The organism is Streptomyces sp. GL_148, from assembly GCF_057834205.1.
In genome coordinates this window covers 6,879,437-6,893,258 of record NZ_CM174396.1, presented here as the reverse complement: position 1 = coordinate 6,893,258, position 13,822 = coordinate 6,879,437, and the positions used below count along the sequence as shown (strand labels likewise).

Genomic DNA, 13,822 nt, shown 5'->3' with positions numbered 1-13,822 from the left:
GTAGGCCCCAGCTCCAGTCGGACGGTTCCCCCGACTCCTCGGCGGGCAGCGCGGGCGGGACGGCGACGCTCCCGAGCGCGTACCAGGTCTGGCCGCCCTCCCGGGGGTCACGGGGCGGCGGCAGCACCGAGCCGCCGTACGCGTCCCCCGCCCGGACCTCAGGCTCCGGCGGGCCAGCCTCCGGCTCCACCGCCGGCCCGGACACCGCCGCAGGCGGCTCCGCTTCCGCCTCGGGCACCTGCCCGACAGCCGGCGCATGCGCCCCCGCCGCAGGCCCGGACTCCGGCGCGGACGCCCCGGCCTCGGCCAGCGGCCCGGAACCCGGTACCAGCGGCCCGGCCTCCGCCACCGGCCCGGCACCCGCCACAGGCCCGGCACCCGGCACTGGCGGCCCGGCCTCGGGCACCGGCCCGAAACCCGCCACCGGCAGCCCGGCCTCCGCCACCACCCCGAAACCCGCCACTGGCAGCCCGGCCTCGGGCACCGGCCCGGTATCCGGTACCAGCGGCCCGGCCTCCGCCACCGGCCCGGAAGCCGCCACCGGCGGCTCCGCCTCCGGGTCCGGCGCGACCAGCGCCCCCGTCGGGTCCCTCCGGGGAGGGGGTACCGGGGCCGGGGCCACCAAGACCGCCGCCGAGCGGAAGCGGTGTTCCAGGGTGTCCCGGGGGTCGGGTTCCGGGCCCGCGTCGGGGTCTTCGTAGAGCTTCTGCCACCAGTCATCCGCGCCCGCGTCCCGCTGACTCATGGCCCTCATTGTCGGGCTCCGGCGGAGCCGAAATCCGGCGAACGCCGGAAAAAGGGCAGGGAGGGGCAGGGAAGGGCAGGGAAAGGGCGGGAAAAAGGGGGGCCCATCGGACCGCCGTCCGATGGGCCCCCTGCTTCATGTCGTACGACTCAGCGAATGTCGTACGCCCGCGCGACCATCTGGGTGACGGTGGCGCCGTTCTTGTCGGTCAGCTCGACCTTGAGCATGACCTGCTTGCCCGCGGCTCCGGCGTGGTCCACGGTCGCGGTCCACTGCCCGCCGCGCTCGGCGACCTCCGCCTCGGTCCAGCTGCCGCCCTCGTCGTACGAGTACGACAGCTTGGCCGACTTGAGCGCGCCCGGCGCGTAGCCCGCGTGCCCGCTGACCGAGAGGCCGATCTGCTGGCCGTTGGCCGCGGCCAGCGTCTTCAGGCCGTCCAGCGGGGCCGAGATCCGCGGGAAGATGATCGGCAGCGCCTGCGAGTACTGCGCCGCGTCGAGCTTCGAGCGGAAGGTCCAGGTGGTCTGGATCCCCGAGGAGCGCTGCCAGGTACGGGCCGGCTGGCCGAACTTCTCCAGCTGCTGGGTCAGTTCGTACGTGGCCTCGCCGGCCGGGACCTCGAAGGCCCCGAACGGGTAGCCGGTGTCGCCCAGCGACTCGCCGTCGCGCTTGAGCGAGACGTTGCCGACGTCGCCGAAGGAGCCCTGCTGCGCGTAGTGCCCGCTGTCGCCCCACATGGCGGAGGCGAAGCCGATCCAGTTGCCCTGCCGCTCGGCCGCCAGCTGGTCCTTGCCCGCGGTGTCGCGCGGCGCCACCGGGCCGATGACCCCGTCGTACCAGTTTTCGGCGCGCCGGGAGCCCGCCTTGTACGTGCGGTGCTGGTCGGTCATGAACTCGCCCCACGGGAAGCTGCTGGAGACCATGTGGTCCCAGGCGGTGTCCCCGGCGGAGTAGTACTCGGTGCGCTTGCCCGGTACCGCGACGGTGTCGATGGAGCCGAAGTACACGGCGTTGCCGAGCGGGCGGTAGGCCCCGGTCACGTCGATGAAGTCGGAGGCGACGCCCATCGACTGGTAGGCCGATTCGACGGCGCCGAGCTCGCGGTCGCGCACCCGGTAGGTGCGGTCGCCGTGGACCTGGCCCTTCTCGATCTGGGCCAGGTTGTAGACGTACGGGCTCTTCGCGCTGCCCTTCCAGCTCAGCGTGAGCGGTCCCTGGGCGAGCTTGGCCAGCAGGGCCTGTCCCTCGGCCGATTCGACGGTCAGCGCCGGGAGGGCGCCGCCCGCGTAGCCGGTGAAGCCCTGCCAGCGGCCGGGGGCGTCGCGGTAGACGAGGACGGCCTTGGCGCCGGCCGCCTTCGCGTTGCCCGCGATCTCGTAGAACGAGCCGTCCTCCGCCATCTTGACCAGGACGATCGCGCCCTTGGCGGCGACGGCGGCGAGCTCCTCGGGGGTGCCCGAGCCCGCGCCCACGAGCGGGGCGCTGCCGGTGCCGTCGAGGTTGTCGCTGCCGGTGGAGGCGGTGATCGGGTGCAGCACCGGGCCGCCGTTCGCCTTCAGCTCGGAGAGCAGCGGAGCGGCCGCCCGCCAGTAGCTGCCGAACTCGAAGTCGCCTTCCTTGGCATTGCCGTCGACCGAGGCGTAGTAGCCGCGGATGGTGCGGCCGCCCATGGCGGTGCCGGCGTGCTGCCACTCCTCGCCCCAGGTGCGGGAGAAGGCGAGGGTGGTGGCGCGCGCCTCGGTGGGCTTGTCGGTGGCGATGCTCAGCTTGGCCGCCTTGCGGGCGTCCAGCACGATCACCGTGTCCTTCTTGATCTCCGTCTGCGGACGGCCGAGGTAGGTGAGCGAGTCGTACATCGTCGGGTTCTCGCCGGCGTCGGGGGTGCCGACGAAGGCGGAGAGGAAGTACGAGCCGGGACGGACCCGGTAGACCTGGTCGGCGGCGCCCTCGTTGAAGCGGCGCTCACCGGTGGCGTCGTCGGTGCCGATCACGTCCAGGGAGGACGGGCCGGTGGCCGGCTTGCCCTCGCGGTCGAGGAGCTTGACGCGCAGCGTGACCGTCTCCGGCTCCACGTAGAGGGAGAAGGGGGTGGAGACGTGCACGCCCTTCGCCGTGGCGACGACGCGGCCGGTGACGTCCCCGTACTGGGAGCGCTCCAGCTTCGCGGCGGGGTCCAGGGCGAGCGGCACCTTGACGGTGGCGCCGGCCGGGACGGTCACGGTGCGCCTGTCCAGGCGGGCGACCTGGCTGCGGACGGCGGAACCGTCGTTGCCGGTGACCTTCTCGACGGAGAGGTTCAGCGTGACGGGCTCGGTCCCCGTGTTGGTGTACGGGACCTCGACGCCGGTGCGGTCGCTGCGGTCCTGCGGCCAGTTGAAGGTGCCGCCCTGGAGGGCGGGGGCGCCGGTGACGGTGGTGTCGACGGCGGCCTTGACGTCGAGGCGGCCACCGCCCGTCTCCCGTACGTCGCCCGGGACCGCGGTGTTGGCGGAGCCGACGAGCGCGGCCTTGATCTGCTGCGGGGTCCAGTCGGGGTGGCGCTGCTTGACGATGGCGGCGGCGCCCGCGACGTGCGGGGTGGCCATCGAGGTACCGGACATGGACGTGTACGCGTACACCCCGCGGCCGCCCATGGCGGCGGCGGAGATCTGGACGCCGGGGGCGGCGATCTCGGGCTTGAGGGTGTGGTTCAGGCCGGCCGGGCCGCGGCTGGAGAAGGAGGCCGTCTTGTCGTCGCGGTCGACGGCGCCGACGGTCAGCACGCTGGGCGCGCAACCGGGCGAGGAGACCGTGTTGTTGCCGGGGCCGGAGTTGCCGGCGGCGATGACGAAGAGGGTGTTGCTGCTCTGGGCCAGCGCCTCGGTGGCGGCGGCCATCGGGTCGTCGCAGGAGAGCTGGGAGGGGTCTCCCAGGCTCATGGAGACCACGTCGGCCTTGCTGTCCACGGCCCACTGCATGCCCGCGATGATCCACGAGTCCAGGCCGTAGCCGTAGCCGTTGAGGACCTTGCCGCTGAGCAGCTGCGCGCCGGGGGCGACGCCCTTCTTCGCCCCGCCGCTCTCGGTGCCGGAGCCGCCGACGGTGGAGATGGTGTGGGTGCCGTGGCCCTGGCGGTCCTCGGCGGTGTCCGAGTCGGTGAAGTTCATCGCCTCGGTCACCCGGCCCTTGAGGTCGGGGTGTCCGAGGTCGGTGCCGGTGTCGAGGACGGCGACCGTGGTGCCCGTGCCGTCGAATCCGGCGGCCCACGCGGCGGTGGCTCCGACCTGCTGGGTGGAACGCTCCAGGTTCGCCTGGACCTTGCCGTCCAGCCACAGCTTCTTCAGCCGGGGGGAGGCGGCCGAGCGTGCGTGCGGGTTCACGTGCGCGCCGGTGACGTCGGCCCAGAAGTCGGCGGCCTTCTCCTTGTCGGCGGCGAGCGCGACGCCGCCGATGGAGCCGAGGACCAGCGACTGCTCGGCGCCGGCCGGAACGGGCGGGGCGCTGCGCGCCAGGCCCGCGGAGGCCTCGTAGACCGCGATGAGCGGGAGCTTCTTGGCGTGGGCGTCGTCGTAGCCCTGCCGGATCAGGCCGGTGACGTTGAAGAGTTCCTCGTCGGCCTTGCCCGCGGCGAGCGCCTTGATCGCGCTCTCGGGGTAGACGTAGAGGTCCTGGCCCGCCTGGCGGGTCTGCACGATCGGCTGCGAGCCGTCCTCGCGGGGCATCGCCGTGGCGGCGGTGCGGCCGGCCGCGTCGGTGGACACCAGGATCCGGTCACCGGTGACCAGGGTCACCGTGACGGGCCCGGTGGGCTGCCGGGCGGCGGCCTCGCTCCCGGTGAGTGGCCTCTTCTCGGTGCCGGTCCCTGCTCCGGACGCTCCGTCGCTCGGCTGTGCCGTGGACGGGCCCACGGCCGTGACGGCCAGGACGGCCGCGATGGCCGCTCCCAGTGCCGTACGCGATATCGGGCGCATCGCTCTCCCCAGGTGAATTCCGGCCAACTACTGCATTGCACGGCGAAATCGCCGCGTAAATGGCTTCTGGCCAGCGGATGTTGGTGCTGCGGTGGCGCCACCTTGGCAGAGGGGCACCTGGTGCGGCGATGATGTCGGCGGCGGGTTTGCGCCGTGGCCGCTTCCCGCCAGGAACGGCACTGAGAGGGCTGGGTGGACGGGTTGCTGAGTGCGATAGGTCTCGACGAAGGACAGGAGTCCGCTTACCGCGCGCTGGTCGCGCTGGGGGCGGCGGAGATACCGGACCTCGCGCACCGGCTGACGCTGCCGGTGCAGCAGACCGAACGGACCCTGCGCCACCTGGAGCGCCACGGGCTCGCCGCCCAGTCCTCCGCCCGGCCCGGCCGGTGGGTGGCGGCACCTCCCGGGGTGGCCCTGGGCGCCCTGCTCACCCAGCAGCGGCACGAGCTGGAGCAGGCGGAGCTGGCGGCGGCGCTGCTGGCGCAGGAGTACCGGGCGGAGGCCGCCGAGCCGGCCGTGTACGACCTGGTGGAGGTGGTGACGGGCGCGAGCGCGGTGGCGCACCGCTTCCACCAGCTCCAGCTCGGCGCCGTCGAGGAGGTGTGCGCGCTGGTCAGCGGCCGGCCGCAGGTGGTGACGGGGACGGAGAACGAGGCGGAGGAACGGGCGTCCGTACGGGGCGTCGCGTACCGGGTGGTCATCGAACGGGAGGTGCTCACCCTGCCGAGCGGGATCCGCGAGGCGTCCACGGCGCTGGCGCGGGGCGAGCACATCCGGGTGACGGCCGCGGTGCCGACCAAACTCGTCATCGCGGACCGGACGCTCGCGATGGTCCCGCTGACGGCGCGCGGCGCGGAGCCGGCGGCGCTGGTCGTGCACGCGTCGGGACTGCTGGAGTCCTTGATGGGCCTCTTCGAGGCGGTCTGGCGGGAGTCGCTCCCGCTGCGGCTGGGCTCCACCGGGGCGCCGGAGGAATCGGACGGCGGTCCCGACTCCACGGACCTGGAGATCCTCACCCTCCTCCTGGCGGGGATGACGGACGCGAGCGTGGCGAAGCACCTGGAACTGGGCCTGCGGACGGTCCAGCGACGGGTCAAGGGCCTGATGGAGCTGGCGGGGGTCACGACCCGGCTCCAGCTCGGCTGGTACGCGTACGAACGGGGCTGGGTGGCCCGATAGCCCCGGGCCGGGCAGGCTGAGCAGATGGATCTGCCTCAGCTGCCCCAGTTGCTGCTGGTGGGGCTGGTGCTGGTGCTCGGATTGCTCGGGGTACTGGTACCCGGCGCCCCCGGCACCCTCCTCGTCTGGGCCGGACTCCTGTGGTGGGCGCTGCACGAACAGTCGTCGGCGGCCTGGGGCCTGCTGGCGGGCGCGACGGCGCTGCTGCTGGTGGTGCAGGTGGTGAAGTGGCTGTTGCCCCCGCGGCGACTCCGGGGGGTCGGCGTCACCCGCCGGATGGCGGTGTACGCGGGCGTGGGGGCGGTACTGGGCTTCGTGCTGCTCCCGGTCGTGGGCACGGCCCCCGGCTTCATGGGCGGCATCTACCTCTGCGAGCGGCGCCGCCTGGGCACCCACGGGGAAGCGTGGGCGTCGGTCCGGGCGGTGATGCGGGCGGTGGGGACGAGCGTGCTGGTGGAACTGTTCGCGTGCCTGCTGGTGGTGGGGGCGTGGGTGGGGACGGTCCTGTGGACGTAAACGCCGGCGGGGCTGGACAAATCCAGCCCCGCCGGCGTTTGAGGCGGTCTTTTCAGCCCGTCCGGGATTTGAGGACCGGGGTCCGGGCAGCACCCGGGGCCGGGTGGTGCCCAGCCCCGGGTGCGGGCTACGGTCAGGCCCGGCCCGTTCGCTTCGCGGAATAGTTCGCGCGGCCCTCCGCCGAGCGGAGCCTCCAGTCGCGCCTGATCTCCGCCCGGAGCCGCGCGTCGGTCTTCGCGACGATCCGCTGGTTCTCCCGCAGCAGCTTGCGGTAGCTGTCCAGCCGCCGCTCCGCCAGCTCCCCGGAGTCCACCGCGGCCCGCACCCCGCACCCCGGCTCCGCCTCGTGCGCGCAGTCGTGGAAACGGCACCGCTCCGCATACTCCTCGATCTCCGAGAAGACCTGCCCGACGCCCGCTTCCGCGTCGAAGAGCCCGACGCCCCTCAGCCCGGGGGTGTCGATGAGCACGCCGCCGCCCGGCAGCGCGAGCAGGTTGCGCGTCGTGGTGGTGTGGCGGCCCTTGCCGTCGACCTCGCGCGCCGCCTGGACCTCCATCACCTCCGCCCCGAGCAGGGCGTTGGCCAGCGTGGACTTGCCCGCGCCGGAGATCCCGAGGAGCACGCTCGTACCGTCCCCGACCACCGCGGCGAGCACGTCCGTGCCCTCCCCGGTCATCGAGGACACGGTGAGGACACCGACCCCGGGGGCCGTCGCCTGCACGTCCTCGACGAGGTGTCCGAGGGTGACCGGATCGGGGACGAGGTCGGCCTTGGTCAGGACGACCAGCGGCTGCGCCCCCGATTCCCAGGCGAGCGCGAGGAACCGTTCGATGCGGCCGAGGTCCAGTTCGACGGCCAGTGACACCGCGATGATCGCGTGGTCGACGTTCGCGGCGAGGATCTGGCCCTCGGACCGCTGCGAGGAGGTGGACCGTACGAAGGCGGTCCGGCGCGGCAGGTACGTCTTCACGTAGCGCGGACTGCCGTGCGCCTCCACCGCCGCCCAGTCGCCGGTGCAGATGACCCGGAGCGGGTCGTGCGGGGTGACGTAGGCGGTGTCGGCGCGGACGATGCCGTCCGCCGTCATGACGTCGCACTGACCGCGGTCGACCCGTACCACCCGGCCGGGCACGAGGCCCTGTTCGGCGTACGGGGCGAACTCGGCCGCCCACGCGTCGTCCCAGCCGTAGGGGGTGAGAGCGCGCGAGGGCGAAGCCTGCGAGAAAGAAGAGGGAGAAGAGAAAGACAAGGGAAACCCTTCACAGGGTGGCCCCGGCGGTGCACGCCGCTACCGGGCGCGAAAGAGGTGAGAGGTCAGCCGGAGGCCACGGGAGTGGAATTGATGAACTCCTGGATGCGGGCAACGCCCATCGCAACGACAGCCATCAGTCACACCTCCCGTACGCACTCACCTGAACACGGCGGCCACCGGCCACCGCAAGGAACGCACTCACCCTAGCCCGACCCCACGGAGCCCCGTCAACCGAATTTCACGCACCCGTGCCAGGCGCGCTCGGGACGCGGCGCAGCGGTGCGCCTCGTCGACCACCTCACGGAGGCGGTCGGCCAGCAGGACTTCACCCAAGTCCCCTTCCCACCCTTGACAGCGGGAGAGGCCACGCACCATGATCCCACGAAATCACGCAAGTTGAGCATCACATGCTACGGATTTCGTTGTCAGGCAGGCTAGTTGCAGTCCATTTCGCGCGTCGCTACTGAGCTGGAGGCAAGTCGAATGCTGATCCGCACGATGACCGACCACGATCTCGTCGATGCGTACGGCATCCGTTATCAGCAGGTTTATCCCCACGGCGGCGAAGCGCTCACGCCCTGGGGATTCGGTCGCGCGGTCGTCGATCCCGACGGAGCGACGGACCCACACACGCACGAGGAGAACGAGGTCTTCCTGATCCTGGAGGGCGTCGGCGAGATGACGATCGGTGAGGAACACCGGTCCGTCGGCCCGAACACGGCCGTCTTCATCCCCGGCGGGAGCCGCCACCACATCAGGAACACCAGCAGCGGTGAGCCGCTGACTTTTCTGTCGATCTACTGGCCCACGGAGCACGGGCACATCGACCTCTGAGACCTCTGAGATCCCTGAGACCCCTGAGGAGAGCAACACAGCATGGCCAAGTTCAGCATCATCACGGCGGCTCCCCCCACGCCCAACGGGGACCTCCATCTAGGGCACCTCGCGGGCCCCTACTCGGGTGCCGACATCTACGCCCGGGCCTGCCGGCTGCGGGGAGAGCGCAGCGTGTACGCCACCGGCTCGGACGTGCACCAGAGCTACGTGCCGGCCAAGGCCCGCTCCCTGGGCCTCGCGCCGCTGGAGATGGCCCAGGGGTTCGCGGACGAGATCGCCACGATCTTCTCCTCGGCCGGCTTCGTCACCGATTCGTATGTCCGTCCCCAGCACTCGCCGCTTCATCAGGAGACCGTCCGCGAGTTCGTCCGTGCGCTCCATGAGCGCGGCCGTCTGGAGCGGCGCACCGAGGACTGCCTGTACTGCGAGAACTGCAGCCGCTACCTCTTCGAAGCGCACGTCACGGGCAAGTGCCCGGAGTGCGGATCGGTCAGCGACGGAAACTCTTGCGAGAACTGCGCCTGGCCCAATGTGTGTACCGATCTGACGGACCCGCACTGCAACGCCTGCGGCTGCGCCCCCTCGCTCCGCAGCTTTGAGCGGCTCGTCTTTCCGCTGAGCCAATACGCCCAACGGCTCGCCGATTTCCATCAGAAGGCCGTGCTGAGCCCTCAACTCGAGGCCCTCTGCCAGGAGATGAACGAGCGCGGCCTTCCGGACATACCGATCAGCCATCCGACCGACTGGGGCATACCCGTGCCGGTGGAGGGCTTCGAGGACCAACGCATCTATGTCTGGGCCGAGATGGTGCCCGGCTACCTCGCCGCGTTCGCCGAGGCGCTGGGCGCCACGGGCGGCGCGGGCGCCACGGGCGGCGCGGCAGAGCACTGGCGGCAGGTCTGGAATGATCCCGGCACCGAAGTGGTGCAGTTCTTCGGCTTTGACAACGGTTACTTCCACGCCGTGCTGTTCCCTGCGCTCCTCATGGCGTACGACGAGACGCTACGGCTGCCCAGCGCGCTGCTGAGCAACGAATTCTACGAACTCGATGCGGCCAAGTTCTCCACCAGCCGGCGGCACGCGATCTGGGCGGGCGACCTGCTCGCCCATGTCCACTGCGACGTCGTCCGGTTCGTCCTCGCGCTCGACCGCCCCGAAGACCAGCGCACCAACTTCACCTGGGACCGCTTCCGCGCACTGGCCGACGGCGAACTCGTCGGCCAGTGGCAGCCATGGCTCGACGCGCTCTTCACCCGGCTGGAGACGGCGAGTGCCGGACGCATCCCGGACGCCGCAGCCGCCTCCCGCTCTCACCGTCGCTACCTCGCCGACCTGGCTCAGCTCGCCGAGCGCGGCCACCGCGCGTACCGGGCCGAGGGTTTCTCGCCCCGGCTCGCGGCCCGCACCTTGAGTGAACTGGTCCGCGGCGCCCGCGGGTTCGCGGCGGCTCAGAGCCGGCTGTACTCCTCCCGGCCCGGGTCTGCGCAAGCCGCGGCGGCGCTCGCGGCGGAGGCCACGGCCGCCCATGTCCTGGCCCAGCTCGCCCATCCCGTCATGCCGGAGTTCGCCGAGCGGCTGTGGCGGGCGCTGGGCTGCCCGGGAGCGCCGGCCTGGAAGGGTGCGCAGCCACTTCCCGTGGGACAGCGTACGGAAGCCGGCGTGACGTTCTTCAGCCCGCTGCCGGCGGATCTCGAAGCGAAGGTGATGGGCTCGTGACCGCCCGGCACCTGCGCTGCCCGGGCCATGCCGCGATCGCATGAAGAGCGCCTTCGTCATCGGGGCGGGCGTGTTCGGGCTGTCGATCGCGCGGGAACTGGCCCGCCGAGGCCGGCGGGTGACCGTCGCCGATCGCCACCCTCCCGGGCACACCGGCCCCTCAACGGCGGAGACCCGGATCCTGCGCTGCTCGTACGGGACCCGGCACTGGTACTCCGCGATGGCCCGGGCGTCCGCACGGCAGTGGCGCGACCTCGGAAGAGAAGTCGGCCGGGACCTGCTGATCCCCTGCGGAGTCCTCAGCTTCGCATCGCGCAGTTCTTCGGGCCCGGAGGACACGGGCTGGGAGCGGGCGTCCCTCGCCGCACTGGACGATCTCGGCATCCCGGCCGAGAAGCTGACGCCACCGGCTGTGGAGCGGCGCTTCCCGGGCGTGGGCGCCGCGGACTTGCTCTTCGCGCTCCACGAACCCGAGTCGGGAGTGCTCCGGGCGCGGCAGGCCGTGCAGGCCCTGGCCGAGTCGGCGCAGCGCCACGGATGCCGACTGCTGCGCGGCACCGCCGTCCCCGACGGTGCCGGGGTGCGGATCGGCGAGGCGACGTACACGGCGGACGTGGTCATCTGGGCGGTCGGAGCGGCTCTGCCCGGCCTCTTTCCCGGACTGACCTCGGCCCGCGCGGCGCGTCAGATCAGCTACTTCCTTGATTCGGCGGAGCTGCCGTGCGCCCCGGGAACTCCGGCGTGGATCGATCGCGGCCATGGTGTCTACGGGGTGGGGGCGCTGAGCAGCCGGGGCGTCAAGGTCGTCCCCGACGTGGAAACACCGGTCGTTGCGCCGTCGCCGGTCGCGCCACTGGAACTGCCCGCCGCCACCAGGAGGTACCTGCGGCGGCGGTTCCCCGCCCTCGGCGCCGCCCCGGTGATCGCGACCGAGACCTGCGCCTACGCGGCGATGGAGGACGAGGAATTTCTCGTGGGACGGCATCCAGCCCATGAGCACGTGTGGCTGGTCGGCGGGGACTCCGGCCACGGGTTCAAGAACGCACCTGCATGGGGGACGTACGTATGCGACGCGGTGGACGGTACGAGAACGGTGCACGCCAGATGGCGGCTTCGCTAGGCGGGCCCCGGCCCGACGACGACGGCGGTCGCGGGGACGGTGACGGCAACCGCGGGGACGGTGACGGTAACCGCAGAGACCGTGACAGCGGTCACCGGGCCGGCGACCAGCTCCTTGACGCGCTGGAGCGGCTCGTTCCCGGGGATGCGGGCCGGAGCTTCGGTACGGACATCGACGAGGCACACGAAGTGCTCCTGTCCGAGGCTCCACGAGAGCAGAAGGAGGCGGTCCTCCGGCGGTGGTTCGGGCGCAACCAGCCCTGTGTCTTCGCCAAGGTCGCGGCGCGCGCGGATGCGCATCCGGTGCTCGACGTGTGCTGGATCGACGACGCCGACCTGGAGCGCGGAGCCCGCCATGTCCAGGAGCGGCTCCAGCAGGCCAGGACCAAGTGGAAGCAGCGGGCATCCGAAGGACTCACCAGCAGCCTGCAGGTCATGTTCAACAGCGAACGTCTCGCGCACGCCGTGCCGGGTCCCGAACTGGTCGAGATCTGCCTGGTGTTGACCGGCCTCTATCTGCCTCAGTGGGCGCCGATCGAGGCCGACACGATATGCCTCGACGGCATTCCGCTGCGGCGGCCCGCCGGACGGATGGAGCTCTTCGCCGCCAGCATGACCACGTTCTTCACCGGAGCGCATCTGACCGGGATCCACGATCACCGGGTTCCGGGCGGAGTGCTGCTGAACCTCAACGCGGTGGGACACCACACCCAGGCGGCCTACGACGCCGGGCAGTTCCCCAGCCTGGCGGCAGCCGTCGAGCGCTCGCACCAGACGGCTTTGCGCTCGGTCGGCAACGGCGGCATCGGCCATCCGGACGGCCACGGCAGCACCTGGCACATCAGGCCGGGGCAACCGGGCGGCTATGGGAAGCGGGGTCCGCAGCGGCCCGGTTACGCGCCACCCGACGCGGACCCCGAGCGGTACGGGTCGCTGTACCACATCGATGTCACCGTGAGTTCCCAGTACGCCGGCCCGAACCCGTTCACGTCGCCCACGCCCCCTGTCGAACCCGAGGAATGGACGATGATGCTCGACTACTTCACCGCCGATGAGACACCCGGCTACCACAACCCCGCCCTGATGAGCGGTCTGCCGATTCCGCCCGGCCAGGCTCATGACGCACCGTGGAAGCCGGTACCCCGGCCGAACACCCTCCGCGAGTTCTGATGGCCGGCGCACCGATGTCCGTGACCGGACCAGAGCATGAACTGCTGAGCCTGGGACCGGGATCCCGCCTGCCTGCCGACGGAGCGCTGCACACCGTGCGGGCGGCCGTCCAGGTCCGCAGCGCCACCCAGCGCTGGGCCGAATACCTGCTGGACGGAGGAGAACATTCGCTGTGGCTGGCTGTCGAGCAGGTCCCCGGCGGCGGCGTACGCGCCTCCCGCTGGACCCGGACCACGGCGGACGCGGCGGGATTCGATCCGTCGCGACCAGCGCTGCGAGGCGTTCCCCTGGAAGAAACGGAGCGCGGACACGCCGACTTCGAAGCCGCCGGAGTCTTTGACGACCTGATGGGCATCACCCCGGGTCACGGGCGGCTCAGCTATTTCGACTATGCCGGGCCGGGAGTCCGCGCTTCGCTGGAGCACTTCTCCTCCGGCGCCCCCGGGCTGCTCGGCATCGGAACGGATCTGCCCGCATTGGGCGACAGAACGGACGAGCAACATGTCTGACGGTTCCGCCAGTTGGCTGGACACCTTCTTCACCAACGCCTATACGGACTCCGACCTCGAACTGCGCGACACCGGGACCACCGAGGCCATGGTCCGATGCGTGTCCTCCGCTCTCGGCCTGGTTCCGGGCGCGGCCCTCATGGACCTGGCGTGCGGCACCGGGCGGCACAGCGTCCCGCTCAGCGCAGCGGGGTACGACGTCACCGGCGTCGACCTGATGGAGCACTATCTCCACGAGGCCCGCGCCCGCGCCCGCGACGCGGGGCGTGAAGTCAACTTCGTACAGGCCGACATGAGGGACCTCGGAGCCCTGCCACAAGGCTCCTTCGACGCGGTCGTGAGCCTGCACACCAGCTTTGGATTCTTCGACACCGAGGATCAGAACCTCTCGGTCCTCACCCAGATCCGTCGGGTACTCGCCCCGGGCGGGAAGCTGCTCATCGATGTGATGAACCGCGACTGGTTCCTGAGCCAGAGCGGCGAGTCGTTCGGGGTCGGGGCGGACGAGTTCGTGGTCAGGAACTTCGACTCCAGCGCCGGGGCCACCTATCTGTACGAAGAGCGGTTCTCCCCGCTGACCAGCAGGATCCGGTGGCACATCCGCTCCGTCGTCGACAAGGGCTCCGCCGACGACGGCTCCGCCGGGAACGGCAGGGAACGGAACGTGACCGCCGACTACCGGATCTACAGCGCACACGAGCTCTCCTCCCTGCTGACCCGCGCAGGCTTCGAAGTCCTCGATCTCTACGGCGACTACGACCTCTCCCCCTTCCATGTGCACTCACCGCACCTCATCTGCACCGCCACCACCACTCCCCGAGAGAAGTGA

At 71.4% G+C, this 13,822-nt stretch carries 11 protein-coding genes; 8 read left to right on the top strand and 3 right to left on the bottom strand.

Going from position 1 to position 13,822, the window contains the following annotated elements; all coding sequences use genetic code 11:
• Window positions 1-894: 894 nt before the first annotated feature.
• Window positions 895-4,695 carry a S8 family peptidase gene (locus tag AC3IYI_RS31280; RefSeq protein WP_489406825.1) on the bottom strand — a complete coding sequence of 1,267 codons (3,801 nt, stop codon included), beginning with the start codon at window positions 4,693-4,695 and terminating at the stop codon, window positions 895-897.
• Window positions 4,696-4,896: 201 nt separating this feature from the next.
• Here AC3IYI_RS31280 and AC3IYI_RS31275 point away from each other — a divergent pair, with 201 nt between their 5' ends.
• Together AC3IYI_RS31275 and AC3IYI_RS31270 are read left to right on the top strand one after the other, a co-directional pair.
• The gene (locus tag AC3IYI_RS31275; RefSeq protein ID WP_489411742.1) at window positions 4,897-5,874 is read left to right on the top strand and encodes a helix-turn-helix domain-containing protein; all 978 of its coding nucleotides are present in this window, start codon (window positions 4,897-4,899) and stop codon (window positions 5,872-5,874) included.
• 24 nt (window positions 5,875-5,898) lie between these two features.
• A complete protein-coding gene (locus AC3IYI_RS31270; RefSeq protein WP_489406824.1) occupies window positions 5,899-6,390 on the top strand; it encodes a DUF456 domain-containing protein in 492 nt (163 codons plus the stop codon).
• Between the two features lie 133 nt (window positions 6,391-6,523).
• On the opposite strand, the gene rsgA is transcribed toward AC3IYI_RS31270, so the two are convergent.
• Window positions 6,524-7,639, bottom strand: a complete 1,116-nt coding sequence (rsgA, locus tag AC3IYI_RS31265) for a ribosome small subunit-dependent GTPase A (protein WP_489406823.1) — start codon at window positions 7,637-7,639, stop codon at window positions 6,524-6,526.
• Between the two features lie 486 nt (window positions 7,640-8,125).
• On the opposite strand from rsgA, the gene AC3IYI_RS31260 reads away from it, so the two are divergent.
• From AC3IYI_RS31260 to AC3IYI_RS31250, 3 genes are read left to right on the top strand one after another with little or no spacing between them, the layout of a single operon-like run.
• A complete protein-coding gene (locus tag AC3IYI_RS31260; protein ID WP_489406822.1) occupies window positions 8,126-8,476 on the top strand; it encodes a cupin domain-containing protein in 351 nt (116 codons plus the stop codon).
• A 42-nt stretch (window positions 8,477-8,518) separates the two neighbouring features.
• Window positions 8,519-10,195 (top strand): methionine--tRNA ligase, encoded by a 1,677-nt coding sequence (locus AC3IYI_RS31255; protein ID WP_489406821.1) that lies wholly within the window; start codon window positions 8,519-8,521, stop codon window positions 10,193-10,195.
• A 40-nt stretch (window positions 10,196-10,235) separates the two neighbouring features.
• A complete protein-coding gene (locus tag AC3IYI_RS31250) occupies window positions 10,236-11,315 on the top strand; it encodes an FAD-dependent oxidoreductase (RefSeq protein WP_489406820.1) in 1,080 nt (359 codons plus the stop codon).
• Here AC3IYI_RS31250 and AC3IYI_RS31245 read toward each other — a convergent pair.
• Window positions 11,312-11,500, bottom strand: coding sequence for a hypothetical protein (locus AC3IYI_RS31245; RefSeq protein ID WP_489406819.1), 189 nt, complete (start codon window positions 11,498-11,500; stop codon window positions 11,312-11,314). The genes AC3IYI_RS31250 and AC3IYI_RS31245 overlap by 4 nt on opposite strands.
• A 3-nt stretch (window positions 11,501-11,503) precedes the next feature.
• On the opposite strand from AC3IYI_RS31245, the gene AC3IYI_RS31240 reads away from it, so the two are divergent.
• From AC3IYI_RS31240 to AC3IYI_RS31230, 3 genes are read left to right on the top strand one after another with little or no spacing between them, the layout of a single operon-like run.
• Window positions 11,504-12,484, top strand: a complete 981-nt coding sequence (locus tag AC3IYI_RS31240; protein ID WP_489406818.1) for a hypothetical protein — start codon at window positions 11,504-11,506, stop codon at window positions 12,482-12,484.
• The gene (locus tag AC3IYI_RS31235) at window positions 12,484-12,993 is read left to right on the top strand and encodes a DUF4178 domain-containing protein (protein ID WP_489406817.1); all 510 of its coding nucleotides are present in this window, start codon (window positions 12,484-12,486) and stop codon (window positions 12,991-12,993) included. The genes AC3IYI_RS31240 and AC3IYI_RS31235 overlap by 1 nt, the downstream gene beginning before the upstream one ends.
• Window positions 12,986-13,822, top strand: coding sequence for a class I SAM-dependent methyltransferase (locus AC3IYI_RS31230; RefSeq protein WP_489406816.1), 837 nt, complete (start codon window positions 12,986-12,988; stop codon window positions 13,820-13,822). The genes AC3IYI_RS31235 and AC3IYI_RS31230 overlap by 8 nt, the downstream gene beginning before the upstream one ends.

Coding starts and splice junctions, on each gene's coding strand:
- AC3IYI_RS31230 (WP_489406816.1), top strand. CDS start 12,986: ATGTCTGACGGTTCCGCCAGTTGGCTGGACACCTTCTTCACCAACGCC.
- AC3IYI_RS31270 (WP_489406824.1), top strand. CDS start 5,899: ATGGATCTGCCTCAGCTGCCCCAGTTGCTGCTGGTGGGGCTGGTGCTG.
- AC3IYI_RS31235 (WP_489406817.1), top strand. CDS start 12,484: ATGGCCGGCGCACCGATGTCCGTGACCGGACCAGAGCATGAACTGCTG.
- AC3IYI_RS31260 (WP_489406822.1), top strand. CDS start 8,126: ATGCTGATCCGCACGATGACCGACCACGATCTCGTCGATGCGTACGGC.
- AC3IYI_RS31255 (WP_489406821.1), top strand. CDS start 8,519: ATGGCCAAGTTCAGCATCATCACGGCGGCTCCCCCCACGCCCAACGGG.
- AC3IYI_RS31280 (WP_489406825.1), bottom strand. CDS start 4,695: ATGCGCCCGATATCGCGTACGGCACTGGGAGCGGCCATCGCGGCCGTC.
- AC3IYI_RS31250 (WP_489406820.1), top strand. CDS start 10,236: ATGAAGAGCGCCTTCGTCATCGGGGCGGGCGTGTTCGGGCTGTCGATC.